The organism is Vreelandella neptunia, from assembly GCF_034479615.1.
Lineage (GTDB): Bacteria > Pseudomonadota > Gammaproteobacteria > Pseudomonadales > Halomonadaceae > Vreelandella > Vreelandella neptunia.
This window is the reverse complement of record NZ_CP140255.1, coordinates 1017146-1033537: the sequence shown is the minus strand read 5'-3', so window position 1 is coordinate 1033537 and position 16392 is coordinate 1017146. Positions and strand designations below refer to the sequence as shown.

15 protein-coding genes are annotated in these 16392 nt (G+C 56.1%); 8 read left to right on the top strand and 7 right to left on the bottom strand.

Going from position 1 to position 16392, the window contains the following annotated elements; all coding sequences use genetic code 11:
• Positions 1-3: 3 nt before the first annotated feature.
• Both cyoA and SR894_RS04710 read right to left on the bottom strand, forming a co-directional pair.
• Positions 4-1029: a ubiquinol oxidase subunit II gene (gene cyoA, locus SR894_RS04715; protein ID WP_133731288.1), complete on the bottom strand. Its 1026-nt coding sequence runs from the start codon at positions 1027-1029 to the stop codon at positions 4-6.
• 358 nt (positions 1030-1387) lie between these two features.
• Positions 1388-2164: a DeoR/GlpR family DNA-binding transcription regulator gene (locus tag SR894_RS04710; RefSeq protein ID WP_133731289.1), complete on the bottom strand. Its 777-nt coding sequence runs from the start codon at positions 2162-2164 to the stop codon at positions 1388-1390.
• Between the two features lie 376 nt (positions 2165-2540).
• On the opposite strand from SR894_RS04710, the gene SR894_RS04705 reads away from it, so the two are divergent.
• The 7 genes from SR894_RS04705 to cdd all read left to right on the top strand — a co-directional run bounded on the left by SR894_RS04705 (position 2541) and on the right by cdd (position 9552).
• Positions 2541-3386: an outer membrane protein OmpK gene (locus tag SR894_RS04705; protein ID WP_133731290.1), complete on the top strand. Its 846-nt coding sequence runs from the start codon at positions 2541-2543 to the stop codon at positions 3384-3386.
• A 36-nt stretch (positions 3387-3422) separates the two neighbouring features.
• Positions 3423-4706, top strand: a complete 1284-nt coding sequence (locus SR894_RS04700) for a NupC/NupG family nucleoside CNT transporter (RefSeq protein WP_071695605.1) — start codon at positions 3423-3425, stop codon at positions 4704-4706.
• An 84-nt stretch (positions 4707-4790) separates the two neighbouring features.
• Entirely contained in the window at positions 4791-5585 is a 795-nt protein-coding gene (gene deoC / locus SR894_RS04695; RefSeq protein ID WP_133731291.1) for a deoxyribose-phosphate aldolase, read from the top strand.
• Positions 5585-6931 carry a thymidine phosphorylase gene (gene deoA, locus SR894_RS04690; RefSeq protein ID WP_133731292.1) on the top strand — a complete coding sequence of 449 codons (1347 nt, stop codon included), beginning with the start codon at positions 5585-5587 and terminating at the stop codon, positions 6929-6931. The genes deoC and deoA overlap by 1 nt, the downstream gene beginning before the upstream one ends.
• Positions 6928-8172: a phosphopentomutase gene (locus SR894_RS04685; protein ID WP_133731293.1), complete on the top strand. Its 1245-nt coding sequence runs from the start codon at positions 6928-6930 to the stop codon at positions 8170-8172. The genes deoA and SR894_RS04685 overlap by 4 nt, the downstream gene beginning before the upstream one ends.
• Positions 8173-8184: 12 nt before the next feature.
• The gene (deoD, locus tag SR894_RS04680) at positions 8185-8910 is read left to right on the top strand and encodes a purine-nucleoside phosphorylase (protein WP_008957683.1); all 726 of its coding nucleotides are present in this window, start codon (positions 8185-8187) and stop codon (positions 8908-8910) included.
• Positions 8911-9144: 234 nt separating this feature from the next.
• Positions 9145-9552: a cytidine deaminase gene (cdd, locus tag SR894_RS04675; protein ID WP_133731294.1), complete on the top strand. Its 408-nt coding sequence runs from the start codon at positions 9145-9147 to the stop codon at positions 9550-9552.
• On the opposite strand, the gene SR894_RS04670 is transcribed toward cdd, so the two are convergent.
• The 3 genes from SR894_RS04670 to SR894_RS04660 all read right to left on the bottom strand — a co-directional run bounded on the left by SR894_RS04670 (position 9553) and on the right by SR894_RS04660 (position 12454).
• Positions 9553-10554, bottom strand: coding sequence for a LacI family DNA-binding transcriptional regulator (locus tag SR894_RS04670; RefSeq protein WP_133731295.1), 1002 nt, complete (start codon positions 10552-10554; stop codon positions 9553-9555).
• 74 nt (positions 10555-10628) lie between these two features.
• Positions 10629-11678, bottom strand: a complete 1050-nt coding sequence (locus SR894_RS04665) for a Gfo/Idh/MocA family protein (RefSeq protein WP_133731296.1) — start codon at positions 11676-11678, stop codon at positions 10629-10631.
• On the bottom strand, positions 11675-12454 hold the full coding sequence (locus SR894_RS04660) for a ThuA domain-containing protein (protein ID WP_133731297.1): 780 nt from the start codon (positions 12452-12454) through the stop codon (positions 11675-11677). Before SR894_RS04660 ends, SR894_RS04665 begins: the two co-directional genes overlap by 4 nt.
• A 290-nt stretch (positions 12455-12744) precedes the next feature.
• Here SR894_RS04660 and SR894_RS04655 point away from each other — a divergent pair, with 290 nt between their 5' ends.
• Positions 12745-13869: an aminotransferase class V-fold PLP-dependent enzyme gene (locus SR894_RS04655; RefSeq protein ID WP_133731298.1), complete on the top strand. Its 1125-nt coding sequence runs from the start codon at positions 12745-12747 to the stop codon at positions 13867-13869.
• 210 nt (positions 13870-14079) lie between these two features.
• On the opposite strand, the gene SR894_RS04650 is transcribed toward SR894_RS04655, so the two are convergent.
• Both SR894_RS04650 and SR894_RS04645 read right to left on the bottom strand, forming a co-directional pair.
• Positions 14080-14769 carry a CBS domain-containing protein gene (locus tag SR894_RS04650; RefSeq protein WP_133731299.1) on the bottom strand — a complete coding sequence of 230 codons (690 nt, stop codon included), beginning with the start codon at positions 14767-14769 and terminating at the stop codon, positions 14080-14082.
• A gap of 165 nt (positions 14770-14934) precedes the next feature.
• Positions 14935-16365 (bottom strand): hypothetical protein, encoded by a 1431-nt coding sequence (locus SR894_RS04645; RefSeq protein ID WP_133731300.1) that lies wholly within the window; start codon positions 16363-16365, stop codon positions 14935-14937.
• Between the last annotated feature and the right edge of the window lie 27 nt (positions 16366-16392).

The window sequence follows — 16392 nt, the reverse complement described above, 5'->3', positions numbered from 1 at the left end:
GGCTTAACCTCCCGCTTCTACGCTAGAGGAGTGGCTGCGCATGGCATGATCCTGACTAGCATGGTTGTTGGTGACATGACCTGATTCGGCCGCGTGATCGGTAGCGTGAGCGCTTTCACCATCGTGCGAGTCAGCATGATCGCCGCTCAGCTGGTGGTCGCCGCCCATAGAGTGTTCACCGCCGGTGTGGAAGCTTTTCAAAATGCTTTCATACAGCGACGGCGAAACGGCCGAGAAGTACTCCACCGGATTCGATTCGCTGGGTTCAGCCAACGCTTCATAACCTTCGGGGTAGGTCAGCGTTTGTGGGGCGCCGCGCACCGTTTCCACCCAGGCATCAAAATCGGCGGGCGTGGTCACCTTGGCGTCAAAGGTCATGCCGGAGAAGCCTGCGCCACTGTAGTTGGTGGAGCGGCCAGGGTAGCTACCCGTTTCATCGGCGATAAGATGAACATCGTTATCCATACCCGCCATGGCGTAGATCTGACTGCCAAGGTGAGGGATAAAGAAGGCATTCATCACCGAGCCGGAGCTCACCCGAAAGCGCACCGGGGTATCCACAGGGAAGGCCACTTCATTAACGCTGGCAATGCCCTGCTCGGGGTAGATAAACAACCACTTCCAATCCAGCGCTACGGCCTGTATTTCGATCGGCGCCACGTCGCTTTCCAGCGGCTTGTGAGGGTCAAGGCTATGGGAGGTTTTCCAGGTCAACAGGGCGAGTACAGCGATAATCGCACAGGGTACGATCCACACCACTGCCTCGATCACATTGGAGTGCGCCCAGTCAGGCATGTAATTAGCTACGCTATTACTGCGCCGGTAGCGCCAGCCAAACAGCAGCGTCATGACAATAACAGGAATAACCACAATCAACATGAGGCCAAAGGCGGTCAGAATCAGCGTTCGCTGTTCAGCGCCAACCTGGCCTTTTGGGTCTAGCAGCGCTGAACTACAGCCTGCTAGAAACAGACACAGCGCAAGGAGCACCAAGGTGCCTCGCCTGCGCCAAAGAGAGCTTCGTTGCATGGTGTGATCTCGTCCAGGTTTTAAAAGTAAGGTTTTAAAAACAACAGGTTGATTAGAAACTAGCCAGCCACGCCATTTATATAAATAGCAGGCTAACTACCACCCCATACTCTTCCCAAAACATGCTCGTAAGCACACAGCTAAAAACGTTGCTAAAAACAATGCGTATCGCAGTGAGCGTCATTGCTCCGGGAAAAATATGCGTCGCCGGATGGGAATTGGCGACGAGCCAAGCTGGCCCAATCACGAAAGATTAGATCAACTAAGACTAAAGTATTTTCTATTGATCGAGATCATGAAAGAAGTGGCGCATTGCCGCACCCAAGGCATTGACTACCATCAACAACGCCCCACTCTCTTAGGCTACCGTCACTTTTGGCACATCACTTCCATGGCCATCTAATAGTTGCGGTGCGCCCTCTTCGTCGGTGACCACCACATCAAAATCGTCCAGTGCGGCGAAATAGGCAGGCCGAACCACACCGAACTTGCTGGCATCTACCACCAACAGCCGCTGTATGGCGGTGGCAATGGCAGCCTGTTTAGGGGCCACTTCGTGAAAGTGAAAGCAACTTACTCCGCGCTCTAAATCCACCCCTGCAGCGGAGATCAGCGCTTTATTAATGCCTAGCCGTTCGACAGCGGCGGCCATATTATCGCTGCCAAAAGATTGAGAGGCGGCATAAAACAGCCCGCCCAATAGTACCAAACGCACGTTGGGTAGCGCGGCAACGGCATTAGCAACGTTAAGCGCATAGGTGACTACCGTTAGCTCATGAAAATGACTCAACTGGCTCAGCAGCGGCATTAGCGTTGAGCCACAGTCAATAAACAGCGTATCGCCCTCTTGTATATAAGCTAAGGCTCGTTGGCAGAGCCGATGCTTGGCTTGATAGTGGCTGGCCTGCTGTTCATTCAAGTCATAAATAGGGGTTACGCCTGGGTAATTTGCCATCACTAACCGCCCCCCCAGCAGGCTAATAGTGGTCTTCTGGGTACTCAGATCGCGGCGGATAGTCATTTCTGAAACATCGCACAACTCTGCGGCATCGCGCAGGTGCAGAGTGCCGCCACTGGCAAGCGCTTCCTGAAGTTTGGCAAGGCGCAGCGCGCTTCGGCCATTGGTAGTGGGCATCTCCTTGCAAACCCCTCTTGTTGTGTGAAGCTAAACGTAAATATCGTGTCGATGTCTTGGCGATGCTGCCTTCATAAATAGTCAGCGTTCATTTCTATGCTGCGTGAGCAACGGCGGAATTTCCACTGCTATATCATCATGCGATGTCTCTATGGCCATGTCTCCACGGCTATCACAACCCTTGAACCATCCAGTCTCTGCCTGATTCCCGTGAGAGATATGACATTTAAATAGCGTTGATGTGACAATACTTGCAAATCAACGTTAGAAAAATAACACTGAATGTTATAATTTTAACATTAACGCCAGCCCGCACGACTATAACCTCGGATAGCCACACCTAAGTGGCTCCGCGACAACCCTTGTTGAGGCTCTCATGACTGCTCGTACACACTCTCGCACCCCTTCGTCTAAGATCGCGCTTGGCGCTGGCGTATTAGGGGCAATGCTGACTACGCCGCTAATGGCAGACGAGGCTGCTCAGCCGCATCCCCTTGATCGGCTATGGTCATTCGCCAACGTTTCAGTTAACTACCTGGATTGGTCAAACGGCACCGAGGCGCGCACCGCGTCCAACGCGGCGAAAAGCGACTTTATGTTTCTCGAAATCGAAGGCGGCGCTGGCTTTAGCTGGGGCGAGTTCTACGGCTTCTTTGATTTCGAGAACCCCACCAACGACCAGTTCGATGAGTCCAGCGGTGGTAAAGACAACTTCCGCACCGCGGGTAAAGTGACCTCTCACATTTACCTGGGTGATAGCCCGCTATCGATTTACGCCCACCTGTATGACTTCCGCGATTACGGTTATAACAGCCGCGAGCAGGATCAGATTCTGGGTTTGGGTTACCGTACCACCTTTGATAACGGCCTATGGTTTAAACCCTTTATTGGCGCGGCGCGGGTGCAAAGTAATAGCTATACCGGCATGAACGGCTATATGGCAGGCTGGGTCGCGGGTTATGATTTCAACGCGCTCAACCAGAACTTCAGCGTCACCAACTGGCACGAACAGACGTTTGGCCGTGACGATGAATACCTGGAGCAGAACTACGTGGGCGACACGGCAGGTAGTGTGGGCACCAACGGTGCACTGAGCCTATGGTGGCATCCGAGCGATTTGATCACCACCGGCATTCAGTACCGCTACTCTGAGAATAAGTTGGGCACCCCCAACGATTATCAGAACGCGATGATCTACTCCGTCAAGCTCAACTTACTATAAACGCGCTTCTTACTCGCGGACTCGAAGGATCTCCTTATGACACTCCTTATGAGCTTGGTGGGCATGGTCACTCTGGTGGCCATTGCCCTGATCTTCTCCTACGACCGTAAATCTATCCGGCTGCGTACCGTGCTGGGCGCCTTTGCTATTCAAGCGGGGATTGGTGCCTTTGTACTCTATGTGCCGTTTGGCCAAGCGGTACTACAGGCCATCTCCTCCGGCGTTAGCCAAATTTTGGTGTATGCCAACGATGGTATCGGCTTTCTGTTCGGCGGCTTAGCCGATGTGGATAATGTCGGCTTTGTATTTGCGATCAAAGTACTCCCCGTCATTATCTTCTTCTCCTCGCTGATCGCCGTGCTCTACTACATCGGCATTATGCAGTGGGTGATTCGTATTCTGGGCGGCGCTCTGCAGAAAGCCTTGGGCACCTCACGCACGGAGTCGCTTTCCGCAACCGCCAATATTTTCGTCGGCCAAACCGAAGCACCGTTGGTGGTGCGTCCGTTTATCGCCCGCATGACGCCTTCGCAGCTGTTTGCCGTTATGTGTGGTGGTCTGGCGTCGGTCGCCGGTTCAGTATTGGCGGGCTACGCCGCGCTGGGTATTCCCATGGAGTACTTGGTGGCAGCCTCCTTTATGGCGGCGCCGGGCGGGTTGCTGTTCGCCAAGCTGATCATGCCGGAAACCCAGGACGTTACCGACAGCGACAGCGTTACCAAGGTGGAAGAAGAGATTGAAGCCCAGGAAGATAAACCTGCCAACGTCTTGGATGCGGCGGCATCGGGTGCCACCTCGGGTCTAATGCTGGCTGCCAACGTGGGCGCCATGCTACTCGCCTTTATCGCCCTGATTGCGTTAGTTAACGGCATTCTAGGCGGCGTTGGCGGCTGGGTGGGCTTTGACTCGCTGAGTCTGGAGCTGATCTTGGGCTGGCTGTTTGCCCCGCTGGCCTTCCTCTTGGGTGTACCTTGGGAAGAGGCTACTCTGGCTGGGTCCTTCATCGGCCAAAAATTAGTGGTCAACGAATTCGTCGCCTATATCAACCTTGCGCCCTACATTGATGGGGAACAGGTGGTGGCTGCGACGGGTCAAATGATGACACCGCACACCATGGCGATCCTCTCTTTTGCGCTGTGTGGCTTTGCGAACCTATCTTCCATTGCGATTCTGCTGGGTGGTCTGGGTAGCATTGCCCCTACCCGCCGCAAAGAGATTGCTCGTTTTGGCGTCAAAGCCGTGTTGGCCGGTACACTGTCCAACTTGATGTCGGCCTCGATTGCTGGCTTCTTTATCGCCCTAAGTAACGCCACTGCTTAATGCAGCGGGCTTACTGAAGGTGACGGGCACTGCGGCTTTATCCGCAGTGCCCGTTTTTATCTTTTACTGATTTGTGAGAATTCCATGACTGCGACTGCTTCCCCCCATATCGTCCAAGCCGCCCGCCAAGCGCTTACCCTCATGGATCTGACGAGCCTGAACGACAGCGATACTGACAGCACCATTGAAGCGCTCTGCCAGCAGGTGAAGACACCCTTTGGCACCCCGGCTGCAGTCTGTGTCTACCCCCAGTTTATTGTCACGGCCCAGCGTGCGCTCACTGCTCACACACTCAATGACCAGGTCAAGATCGCCACGGTCACCAATTTTCCAGATGGTGGTGATGACATCATGGGCGCTGCTCGGGAAACCCGTGACGCCGTTGCATCCGGTGCCCACGAAGTCGATGTGGTCTTTCCCTACCGCGCGCTGATGGCAGGCGACGAAGAGACCGGCCTTGAGCTGGTTGAAATGTGCAAAGCCGCCTGCGCTGGCCAAGCACTGCTCAAAGTGATCATTGAGTCCGGCGAACTCAAAGAGCCTGCGCTGATCAAACGCGCCAGCGAACTGGCTATTGAAGGCGGCGCGGATTTCATTAAAACATCGACAGGTAAAGTGGCGGTTAACGCTACGCTGGAAGCCGCTGAAATTATGCTCAAAGCCATCAAGGCCAGTGGCCAAGACGTTGGTTTTAAAGCAGCAGGTGGCGTTAAAACCGCCGAAGACGCAGCGGAATATTTGGCTCTTGCCAACGATATCATGGGCCCAGGCTGGGTAACCCCAGCTCACTTCCGCTTTGGTGCCTCTAGCCTGCTGGGTAATCTGCTGGCGACGCTGACCGGCAACACCAACGCTGCCACCACTGACGGAGGTTACTAATGTCTGCCAAACACACCCTACTCCCCCAGGAACTGATTCGCCTAAAGCGTGACAACCAGCCGCTGCCCGCGGAAGAGATTAAAGCCTTTGTGCAGGGCATTGCAGATGATCGCATCAGCGACGCTCAGATTGGCGCCTTCACCATGGCAGTATTTCTCAACGGCATGAGCCGTGAAGAAGTCGTTGCGCTGACCACCGCGACCCGCGACTCCGGCCACGTAATGCAGTGGAGCGACCTCAACCTGCCCGGCCCGATTGTCGATAAGCACTCCACCGGCGGCGTAGGCGATTTGGTCTCGCTGGTGCTGGGCCCCTGGGTGGCCGCCTGTGGTGCCTTTGTACCGATGATTTCCGGTCGCGGCTTAGGTCACACTGGCGGCACCCTGGATAAACTCGAATCAATCCCCGGCTACGACCCCTATCCTGCCCCGGAGCGTTTCCGCGACGTCGTGAAATCCACCGGTGTGGCGATTATTGGCCAAACGGGTGATCTCGCCCCCGCCGACAAGCGCATCTACGGCGTGCGTGATGTGACCGCCACTGTGGAATCGATTCCGCTGATTACCGCCTCTATTCTAGGCAAGAAACTGGCCTCCGGACTGGATGCGCTGGTAATGGACGTTAAAGTCGGCAGCGGCGCCTTTATGCCCACGCCGGAAAAATCCCGCGAGCTGGCTAAAAGTATCGCCAATGTGGCCACCCAAGCGGGTACGCCCACGACTGCTCTGCTTACCGACATGAGCCAGCCGCTTGCCCCCTGCGCCGGTAACGCCGTTGAAATCGTCGAGACCCTGGCGCTGCTGCGCGGCGACCGCCCCAACAGCCGCGTAATGCAAGTTACCCGAGAACTGGCAGTGGAAATGCTGATTGCGGGCAAACTCGCAGGCTCACGTGAAGAAGCGCTTACTCAGCTTGAGAAGGCGCTAACTTCTGGCGCGGCCGCTGAAGTATTCGCCCGCATGGTGCGCGAACTCGGCGGCCCCAGCGACTTTATTGAGCGCTCGGAGCACTACTTGGCCAAAGCCGAGGTGATTAAGCCCGTGTATGCCGAAAAACCAGGTGTCGTCCAGCGTATCGACACCCGCGCGGTGGGCATGAGCGTGGTGGAACTGGGCGGCGGCCGCCTGCGTAACGACGCCAGCGTCGATCACAGCGTCGGCTTTACGGCTATCGTCGAAATCGGCGAGAGCGTGGATAGCCAGCGCCCCATTGCCATGGTACACGCCCGCAGTGAAGCCGCCGCCGACCGTGCCGCCGAGCAGTTGCGCGCGGCGTTTACGATTGGCGAAGGTACCGCCAGCGCCGATACCCTGCTACAAGACACTTTCCGTGGAGAAGCCTTATGAGCCGCGCGATTGTCCTGGTACTTGACTCCTTTGGGATTGGCGCCGCCCCGGATGCCGCCACCTTTGGCGATGAAGGCTCCGACACCTTGGGTCATATCGCCGCCGCCTGCGCCCGTGGCGAAGCGGATAACGCCAACCGCTCAGGCCCGCTCAAGCTGCCCAACATGGCCAAGCTGGGGCTATTTCACGCCCACCGCGATGCCACGGGAAGCGTTGCCGAAGGCGTCACACTGCCGGAAAACCTGGAAGGCGCGTACGCCCATGCCAAAGAAATTTCCAGCGGCAAAGATACCCCCTCCGGCCACTGGGAAATTGCCGGCGTTCCGGTACGCTTCGAGTGGGGCTACTTTCTGGATAAAACCGATAGTTTCCCCCTTGAGCTGCTCGACGCCATCGTGCAAGAAGCCGACCTCACTGGGGTGATTGGCAACTGCCACGCGTCAGGCACCGAGATCATCGCCCGCCTGGGTGAAGAGCACATCGCTACTGGCAAACCCATCGTTTATACCTCGGCGGATTCGGTGTTCCAGATTGCTGCCCACGAAGAGCATTTCGGCCTGGAGCGGCTTTATAAGCTGTGCGAAACCGTCCGTGAGCTGCTGGAGCCTTATAACATTGGCCGCGTCATTGCGCGTCCGTTTATTGGCGACGACAGCAACACCTTCGCCCGCACCGGCAACCGTCGCGACTTCAGCGTTGAGCCGCCCTCTCCCACCGTGCTGCAAAAGCTTGATGATGCCGGCGGCGAAGTGGTCTCGATTGGTAAAATTGCCGATATCTACGCCCACTGCGGCATTACCCACAAGGTAAAAGCCAGCGGTCACGATGCATTGATGGACGCCACGCTCAAAGAGATCGAGCGCACCAACCAACGCGACGAAGGCGAGCGCGCCATGATCATGACCAACTTTGTCGATTTTGACTCGGTCTATGGCCATCGCCGCGACGTGGCGGGCTATGCCGCCGCACTGGAAGATTTCGACGCCAAGCTGCCTAAGCTGCTGGCTGCGCTAAGCGAAGATGACCTGCTGATTCTCACCGCCGATCACGGCTGCGACCCCAGCTGGCACGGCACCGAGCACACCCGCGAGTACATCCCCATTCTGGTACACGGCCCCGGCTTCTCCCCCGGCCCGCTGGGCGAGCGCGGCACTTTTGCCGACATTGGCCAAACCCTGGCCGACTTTTTCCTGCTCCCGGCCATGGCCGATGGCAAAAGCTTTCTTCCTGAAGCCGCTTAAAGGAGATATTTGATGGCTACCCCGCATATTAACGCTGCCCCCGGTGATTTTGCCGATACCGTACTGATGCCCGGCGACCCGCTGCGCGCCAAATATATCGCCGACACCTACCTGGAGAACGTTCGCCAGGTCAACGATGTACGCAATATGTTCGGTTATACCGGCACCTACAAAGGCCGCGAGATTTCCGTGATGGGCCACGGCATGGGCATTCCGTCGGTCTCCATCTACGCCAAAGAGCTGATCACCGACTACGGCGTTAAATCACTGATTCGCGTGGGCTCCTGCGGCGCGGTGCGCGACGATGTCAACGTGCGCGATGTGGTCATCGGCATGGGCGCCAGCACCGACTCCAAGGTCAATCGCATGCGCTTTAACGACCATGACTTCGCCGCGATTGCTGACTTTGAGCTCACCCAGCACGCTGTGGCCGCCGCCAAGGCTAAGAACGTGCCGGTCAAAGTGGGCAACATTTTCTCAGCGGACCTGTTTTACAATCCGCAAACCGAAATGGCGGAAATGCTCAAGCGTTACGGCATTGTCGGTGTTGAGATGGAAGCCGCTGGCCTTTATGGCGTCGCCGCTGAGTTTGGCGCCCGCGCCATGACCATCTGCACCGTGTCGGATCACATCCTGAAAGGCGACTCGCTCTCCAGCGCCGACCGTCAAACTACCTTTGACGACATGATGCTTATAGCACTGGACACCGTTCTACGCGACGACGCTGCCCGCGCTTGAAGCGCTGACATGGCCTAAAGCAAGGTTCTTCTTCGCTCAGTATGGAATTATCTCTACCAGCCTGATAGTTGCACCCGTGGGAGGTAGCTTTAGCTCGCGACCGCTTAGGCTGCCAGCCTGACAACACCGGGGTACCTTCGGCACCCTTCGCCCGCTGGAAGCGGCCTCCCACAATTAGCTTCCAGCCTGATAGTTGCACCGGTGGGAGATGACGAAGAACCAAAAGGAAAAATGATGGAACAGGTATCGGAAGAGATCGTTCAGAAGTTATTCAGCGCCCGGGCTAACGCCTATGTGCCCTACTCTAATCATCCGGTGGCATCGGTGATGGTGACCCCCGATGGTCAGCAGTTTGCCGGCACCAACGTGGAAGTGGCGCACTACAAAGGCCTGTGTGCTGAAGCCTCGGCCATTTCCGCCATGGTGACTGCAGGCCAACGCCAGTTGGAGACCGTCTACGTCATGGGCCCAGCTGATCACCTGTGCACGCCCTGCGGCGATTGCCGTCAGCGAATTCGTGAGTTCGCCACGCCAGACACGCAGATCAAGGTGCTTTCCGGCAGCGGCGAATTGATGAAAACCTACACCATGGAAACGCTGCTGCCCGACGCCTTCGGGCCTGAGCAATTGCCACCGCGTTAACTACCCAGTTTCGCGCACCACCAGCGTCACCGGCAGCGATACGTGCCGGGACGCTTCCCCCGCCCTCGCTTCTGCCAGTAGTGCCATGCTCGTCTCGGCTATCTCGGCAATATCCTGCCGTACGGTGGTGAGCCCAGTGGCGAGGGTGGGCAGGTCATCAAAGCCTGTTACCGCGACCTGAAAAGGCACTTCAATCCCGCGGTCTTCCAGCGCGGCCACACAGCCCAACGCTAGTTCGTCGGTGGCGCATACCAGCGCATCAAAAGGCAGTGGTTGGGCGCCCTCTTCGTCTAAATAGCGATTTAGATAGCGATAGCTGTTAAGGGAGTCTGACGCCAAGCGGTGCGGTAGGCTGATCAAGCGTTCGGCGAGCCCCGCCTCTGCCAATGCCCGCCGGTAGCCCTCCAAGCGGCTATGGGGACGCGGCACCTCTAGCTCGCCGCCCATAAAGGCCAGCCGTTGGCGCCCGTGAGTAATGAGGTGGTGGGTCATCTCATACAGACCCTGCCTATCATCCGGGGCGACAGAAAAGCCTTCCCCGGCGTCACCTATGCGTACAAAAGGAATCGCAGCGGCCTTAAGCAGCGCCGGGCGCTCATCGTCTGGGGCTTCACCAAGCAAAATAGCAGCCCCCGCGCGTTCGGGTAATTCGGCGGTTTGCTGGTGATTAAAGAACACCGGCACCATACCCTGCTGATGAAGGGCAACGGTAAGGTGCTGGTAGAGCAAGATATAGTAAGGACGCAGCTCGATATCCTGACGGCCGAGAGAGATGCCTACCACCGCCGTTTTACCGCTTATTAGCTGACGAGCCGCGGCGCTGGGCTGGTAGGCCACTTCTTGGCTAATCGCCAAAATTTTCTCACGCAGGGCGTCACTGAGCCCTGGTTTGCCGTTCAGGGCCCGGCTGACCGAGGCAATCGATACTTCGGCCCGCCGGGCAATTTCTCGGATGGTGGCCGTTTGGGCGCTTTGATTGCTCTTTATCACCGAATCTCTCACCGGCTATTTCCCGCCCTATTTTTCACCTGGAATGCCTCCAGTGTGCCGAAAAACGCCCGGCGTTGCGACGCTGATTACACTGCAATTTCCAGACTGCGGTCTTCCTGACTGGAGATAACGCAGGCATCAAGCACAGTTTGGATCGCTGCCCCTCGGGCAAAGTCCGGCTGGTCGTTTTCACCACTGCGGATGCTTTCCACAAACCGCTGATAGATACTGGGCGTTGGCGGTGCCTTCACTGTGCTCCAACGCGCTGGGTGAACGTCATCGTCCAAACACACCTGCACGTCGTCTTTTGAGGCGTCTAAATCGACGCGAATAGCACCTTTATCGCCGTGCACGCTCAGGGTTAGCGAGTTATGGTGTCCGGTCGCCCAACGGGTGGCTTGAATGGTGCCCTTGGCCCCATTGGCAAAAGTCACTCGCATTAGCGCGGTATCGTTGGCATCCAGTAGATAATCGCCGATGCGGTTATTCGGAGCTTTTTCAAAACAGGTCAGTTCGCAGTTTACGCGGCTAATATCGCCCACCGGAAAGCTGGCGAAATCGACAATATGCACGCCCACATCGCCCAACACGCCTTTGCTGCCATGGGATTCCGAAAGCCGCCATAGCCACTGACTCTCCTGATCCCAGCGTCCCCACTCATTGCTGACCAACCAACTTTGCCGATAGCTGGCATCTACATGGCGAACCTGACCAATCGCCCCAGCGGTAATCAGCGCACGAGCGTGCTGAATGGCCGGGGCATCGCGATAGCTAAAATTGACCATATTGATGACCTTGGCGGCCTGCGCCGCTTGGGCCATTTCATGAGCATCATCTGCATTCGTCGCCAGCGGCTTTTCGCACAGAATGTGCTTGCCTGCGGCGATCGCGGCCAGTGACGTTAGCTTATGAACGCCATCCGGCGTGACGTTGCTCACAGCTTGAATATCCGTCCGCGCTAGCATGACCCCCAGGTCGTCATACGCATCTGCAATACCGTGACGGCCAGCAAAGTCGCGGGCCTTGGCCAGCTCCATATCGCACACCGCCACCACTTCCACTCCCTCGATCCGGCTAAAGTGCTTGGCGTGCTCACCAGCCATACTGCCAGCGCCAATTATCGCTAAACGGATCATTTGAAGCCCTCCTCGCCGGGTTTATGCAGCCCTTCGCCTTTGATTTCCACCGGGTTGGGTGCCTGGTCAGCAGGAATATTAGGGCAACTGTCGATCCAGCGAGAGCCTTCCGGGCGCGCCCATTTCACAGCGTTCTTCAGTACCGTTTTCACCTGTGCGTCGTAGTAGATTGGGTAGGTTTCGTGACCAGGGCGGAAGTAAAAAATCTTGCCATTGCCGCGTTTGTAGGTCAGCCCTGAGCGGAATACCTCACCGCCCTCAAAGGCGCTGATAAAGATCACTTCATCGGGGTTGGGTACCGCAAACGGCTCGCCGTACATTTCGGTATGCGGCAATTCGATATAGTCGCCCAGGCCCTGAACGATAGGGTGACCAGGGTTAACGACCCATAGCCGCTCGCGCTCTCCCGCTTCCCGCCACTTGAGTGAGCAGGTCGTGCCCATCAGGCGTTTGAAGATCTTTGCGTAGTGCCCAGAGTGCAGCACTATTAGCCCCATCCCCTGTAACACACGCGCCTGAACTCGGTCGACGGTCTCTTCAAGCACATCGCCGTGGGCGGCGTGGCCCCACCACAGCAGCACATCGGTATTTTCGAGAGTATCTTCACTTAAACCCTGCTCGGGATCTTGCAAGGTAACCGCGTTGGCGTGGATACCCTTCGCTTCGTTTAAACCTTCTGCGATGCAGTGATGCATACCTTCTGGATAAATTCTGGCTACAACTTCATTGGTTTGCTCGTGAACGTTTTCACCCCACACGGTGACGTTAATAGTCATATTTTCTCCTTAGCCATGACGGCCTAACAGCGTAAAAGCGGCTTAAAAGTGACACCCAATACATAAAGTAAACGTTTACCTTAATGACGTAAACGTTTACTTACATGCAACTTTAGTCGCCGCCCTCGCCTCTACTGTGGAGGCCATCACTATTGGCATCGCGCCGAGGTTATCCGTATTCTGAAACGCTACCTCACGCTTTAGCGTGGCTAACGATGCGTGTTTAATTATTTGCTTCTAACAACAGGCTGTTCCTAACGACAGGCTGTTTCTAAAAACAGGAGAACGCCATGGCTGGTTTACTGCCAAACGTCGACCCCGAGGGTCTGCTTGAATACTCGGTGGTCTACACAGACCGCTCACTGAATCACATGTCGCAGCAGTTTCAAGGTGTAATGCGGGATATTTCCGCCACGCTGAAAGAGGTGTACAACGCCCATGCAGCGGTGATTGTGCCCGGCAGCGGCACCTTTGGCATGGAAGCGGTGGCGCGCCAGTTTGCCGTTGACCAGAAAACCATGGTTATTCGCAACGGCTGGTTCAGCTACCGCTGGACGCAAATTATTGAGATGGGTCGCTTAACCGACCAGCACTCAGTGCTGAAAGCAAGGCGTCTGAAGGCCAATGACCCGCGTTCGCCTTTTCAGCCGGTGCCCATTGATGAGGCCGTGGCGCAAATTCGTAGCGAGAAACCTGCCGTAGTGTTTGCCCCGCAAGTGGAGACCTCCGCTGGCTTGCTGCTCCCGGACGACTATATTCAGGCGCTTGCCGAAGCAACTCATGAGGTAGGTGGTCTGTTCGTGCTGGACGCTATTGCGGCGGGCACCCTGTGGGTGGATATGCAGGCGCTAGGCATTGATGTGGTGGTCAGCGCACCGCAGAAAGGCTGGAGCGGCTCGCCCTGCTGCGCCATGGTGATGCTCTCAGAGCGTGCCACCCAGCGTTTGAGCGAGACCCAGAGCAACAGTTTTGCCTGCGATTTGGGCAAGTGGCACAGCATTATGCAGGCCTATGAAAATGGCGGGCACGCCTACCACGCCACCATGCCTACCGATGCACTGCGGCAGTTACGGGATATCATGCAGGAGACCCGCGCTTATGGCTTTGCCAAGGTAAAAGAGGAGCAGCAAGCGATTGGCCGGGAAGTCCGCGCCATGCTTAATCGCCACGGTTTTGTGAGCGTTGCTGCGGAAGGCTTTGAAGCCCCGGGTGTGGTGGTATGTTATAGCGACGATAGCAGCTTGGTGGGCAAACTTGCCCAAGCGGGCGTACAAGTGGCGGGCGGCGTACCGCTAATGTGCGATGAAGGCGATAACTTCCAAACCTTCCGCATAGGTCTATTTGGCCTCGATAAACTGCATCACACAGAGCGCAGCGTAAACAGCTTGGAGCAGGCGATTAAAGCAGTGGTTTAAGACAGAGCTTAAGAGAGTAAGGAAGGAAAAGCCCGCTATTTTAGTAGCGGGCCAGATTAATGCCAAACCCATCAACACCTATTTGCTAAGGTCTGCATCAACCCGTAGCGGGGGTTATTCGGCCAGGGATGGCGAATTTAGCGCCCATGGATGGGTCTACAGCGCCCCCGCATAGGGTTGATCAGACCGTTGGGGATGCGCTGTAAAAGGCTACATATAGCCTACGCCTCGCGGCATCATGCCCAGGTGGTTTTCGACTTGGGTGACCCCAGGCACGTTTTCCGCAGCAACGGTTACCGCCTGCTTCTGTTCAAGGGATTCGACCAGCCCCCAGACCTCCACAGTACCGCCATCCACAATCACGCTAATACCTTCAACCTGTACGCCGGTATTATGCTCAACCTCGTTGAGAATAGCCTCGCGAATTTGCCGATCATCCGTGGGTGACTGGGTCGGCGCCACCGCCGCATTGGCAATACCTTGTAGCAGGTTTGCACGGCTCACGATGCCCACCAGTTTACCTTCACGCAACACAGGCACCCGCTTGATATGGTGTTTTTCCAACATGCGCGCAATGGTATGCAGCGGCGTGTTCTCTTCGACGGTCATTGGATTCGGGGTCATGACCTCGTGGGCTTTACGGCCATGGGACTTAACATAGTCCCCAGCATCCTTGCCGCCGGTAAACAGCGATAACCACCAGGAGTCGCGATGGTCACCGTCGCCTTTTACCCGGCGCATTAAATCGCCTTCACTGACAATGCCAATCACCTGGTGAGCCTCATCCACTACGGGAACCGCACTGATACGGTGACTGAGCAACAGCTGGGCAATTTCTCGCACTTCAGTGTCAGGCCCCACACTCACCACTTTGGGCGTCATAATATCGATAGCTTGCATGGTTCTCCTCCTTACGCTCAACCTTTAAAGACTGAGCCGCAGATGCAGGTTAGTCTGCCTGTACTTTGAGACTAGTTCGCTGCTGGAAATTTGCCCATGCCGAGAGGCGATATCAAAGAACGCATTGAGGCTGCGTTGATCTGGCGCAGTTTATTTGCCCCTTTCTTATTTTTGCTCCTTCACCACACTACTCTCTTCGACTTTCTCAACATCGACAATACCCGAGCGGCTAACGACCACCTTCCAACGGGCGAGGTAGGGCGTATCCTCACTCCCTGTCTCCCTAATCACCAAGTTGAACAGATGGCGGCGCTCGACGCCCTCACGCACCGCTTGGCCATCTTTTAAACGGTAGATATGATGCTTGCCCTTACTCATTAACCGCGTCAGCATGGAGATATCCAGATTGAGTGTTTCGCGGGTATGCTCGTAGCCGCTTAAAAAACGCGTGGGCGACATACGTGAGCTTGAACGGTAGTGCAGCACCACTTCTTCTCGCTGAGCTACCGTTCGGCGGCGCATCTTTTGAATATCTTCGCCCAGCGATGCAAAGCGCTTGTAGTCAAACCACTCCAATTGGCGTCCCACAACGGCATTGCGAGTGGGGTCTAAATACTGGCGGCGCCACTTGGGGCGGCCTTTACGCAACCAGCGCCAAAGGGTATTGCGTAAATCATCCTTAAACACCTCACGCATGGCGTAGAGCAGCGCCATGGCTAATACGAACAGTGCGGTGATATCTCCCAACGCATTACGCAACTGCAGCACACCTAACGACACAAAAGCCATTACCACTGCCGTGGCTAGCGCTTTAACCGCTTTCTGCTCGCCGCCCCCCAGCTCCAACGCCTCCTGTTTCAGGGTAATCGGGTGCTCAATCAGGCGCCGAAGTAAACGCATTTTATTCGACATTCGCGTCGGGTCGGCCATGACCCGTTCGGCGTTGTACTGCTGTTCCCGTCGATACTCCCCCTCACGGTGACATACGCTAATAAAGCGTCGACGAATATCGGTAAACTCACCGCCACGGGGCATGTGTGCCACCAGCGCCAGCAACTGCTGTTCGGTAAACCAGGAGAGGTAGTTATCAATATTGGCAAAATACTTATTAAAGCTTTCATCATCGGGCTGGTGCCGTCTCAACCGCTTAAGAATACCGTCGCTTAGGTCGATCATTTCATGCAGTTGATCGCGCAGGCCGGCGGCACTCTCCTGTACCTCACTGTTCTCTTCCCGCTCCTCTTGGCGAGCATGGCGCAGTTTATTGGCACTCACTAGCATTGACCGGGTAGTGCGCTCCATCGCTTCCACGTATTGGTAGGCATAGAGGCTCAGACTCAATCGATACGAGTCGCTGCCGAGCCGATTACGACTGGCCAGTCGACTATGCACCAGCGGCAGGAGGTACTCGTCACTGTAGTAGGTGCGCGAGACATTAATAGCAGCATGATAAAAGGCTTCTTCTGAGATAAGCTGGGTGCTTAAACCCAAATCGCCAGGCACAAAAAGATAGACGTCAAGGTTATGCGATGTCTCTTCCTTGAGTCGCCGGGTAAGACGCAGCTGAAAGCTGTTTTTACGCTCAACGTTGATCAACTCATCAATCTCCTACTCCTTTGCCTA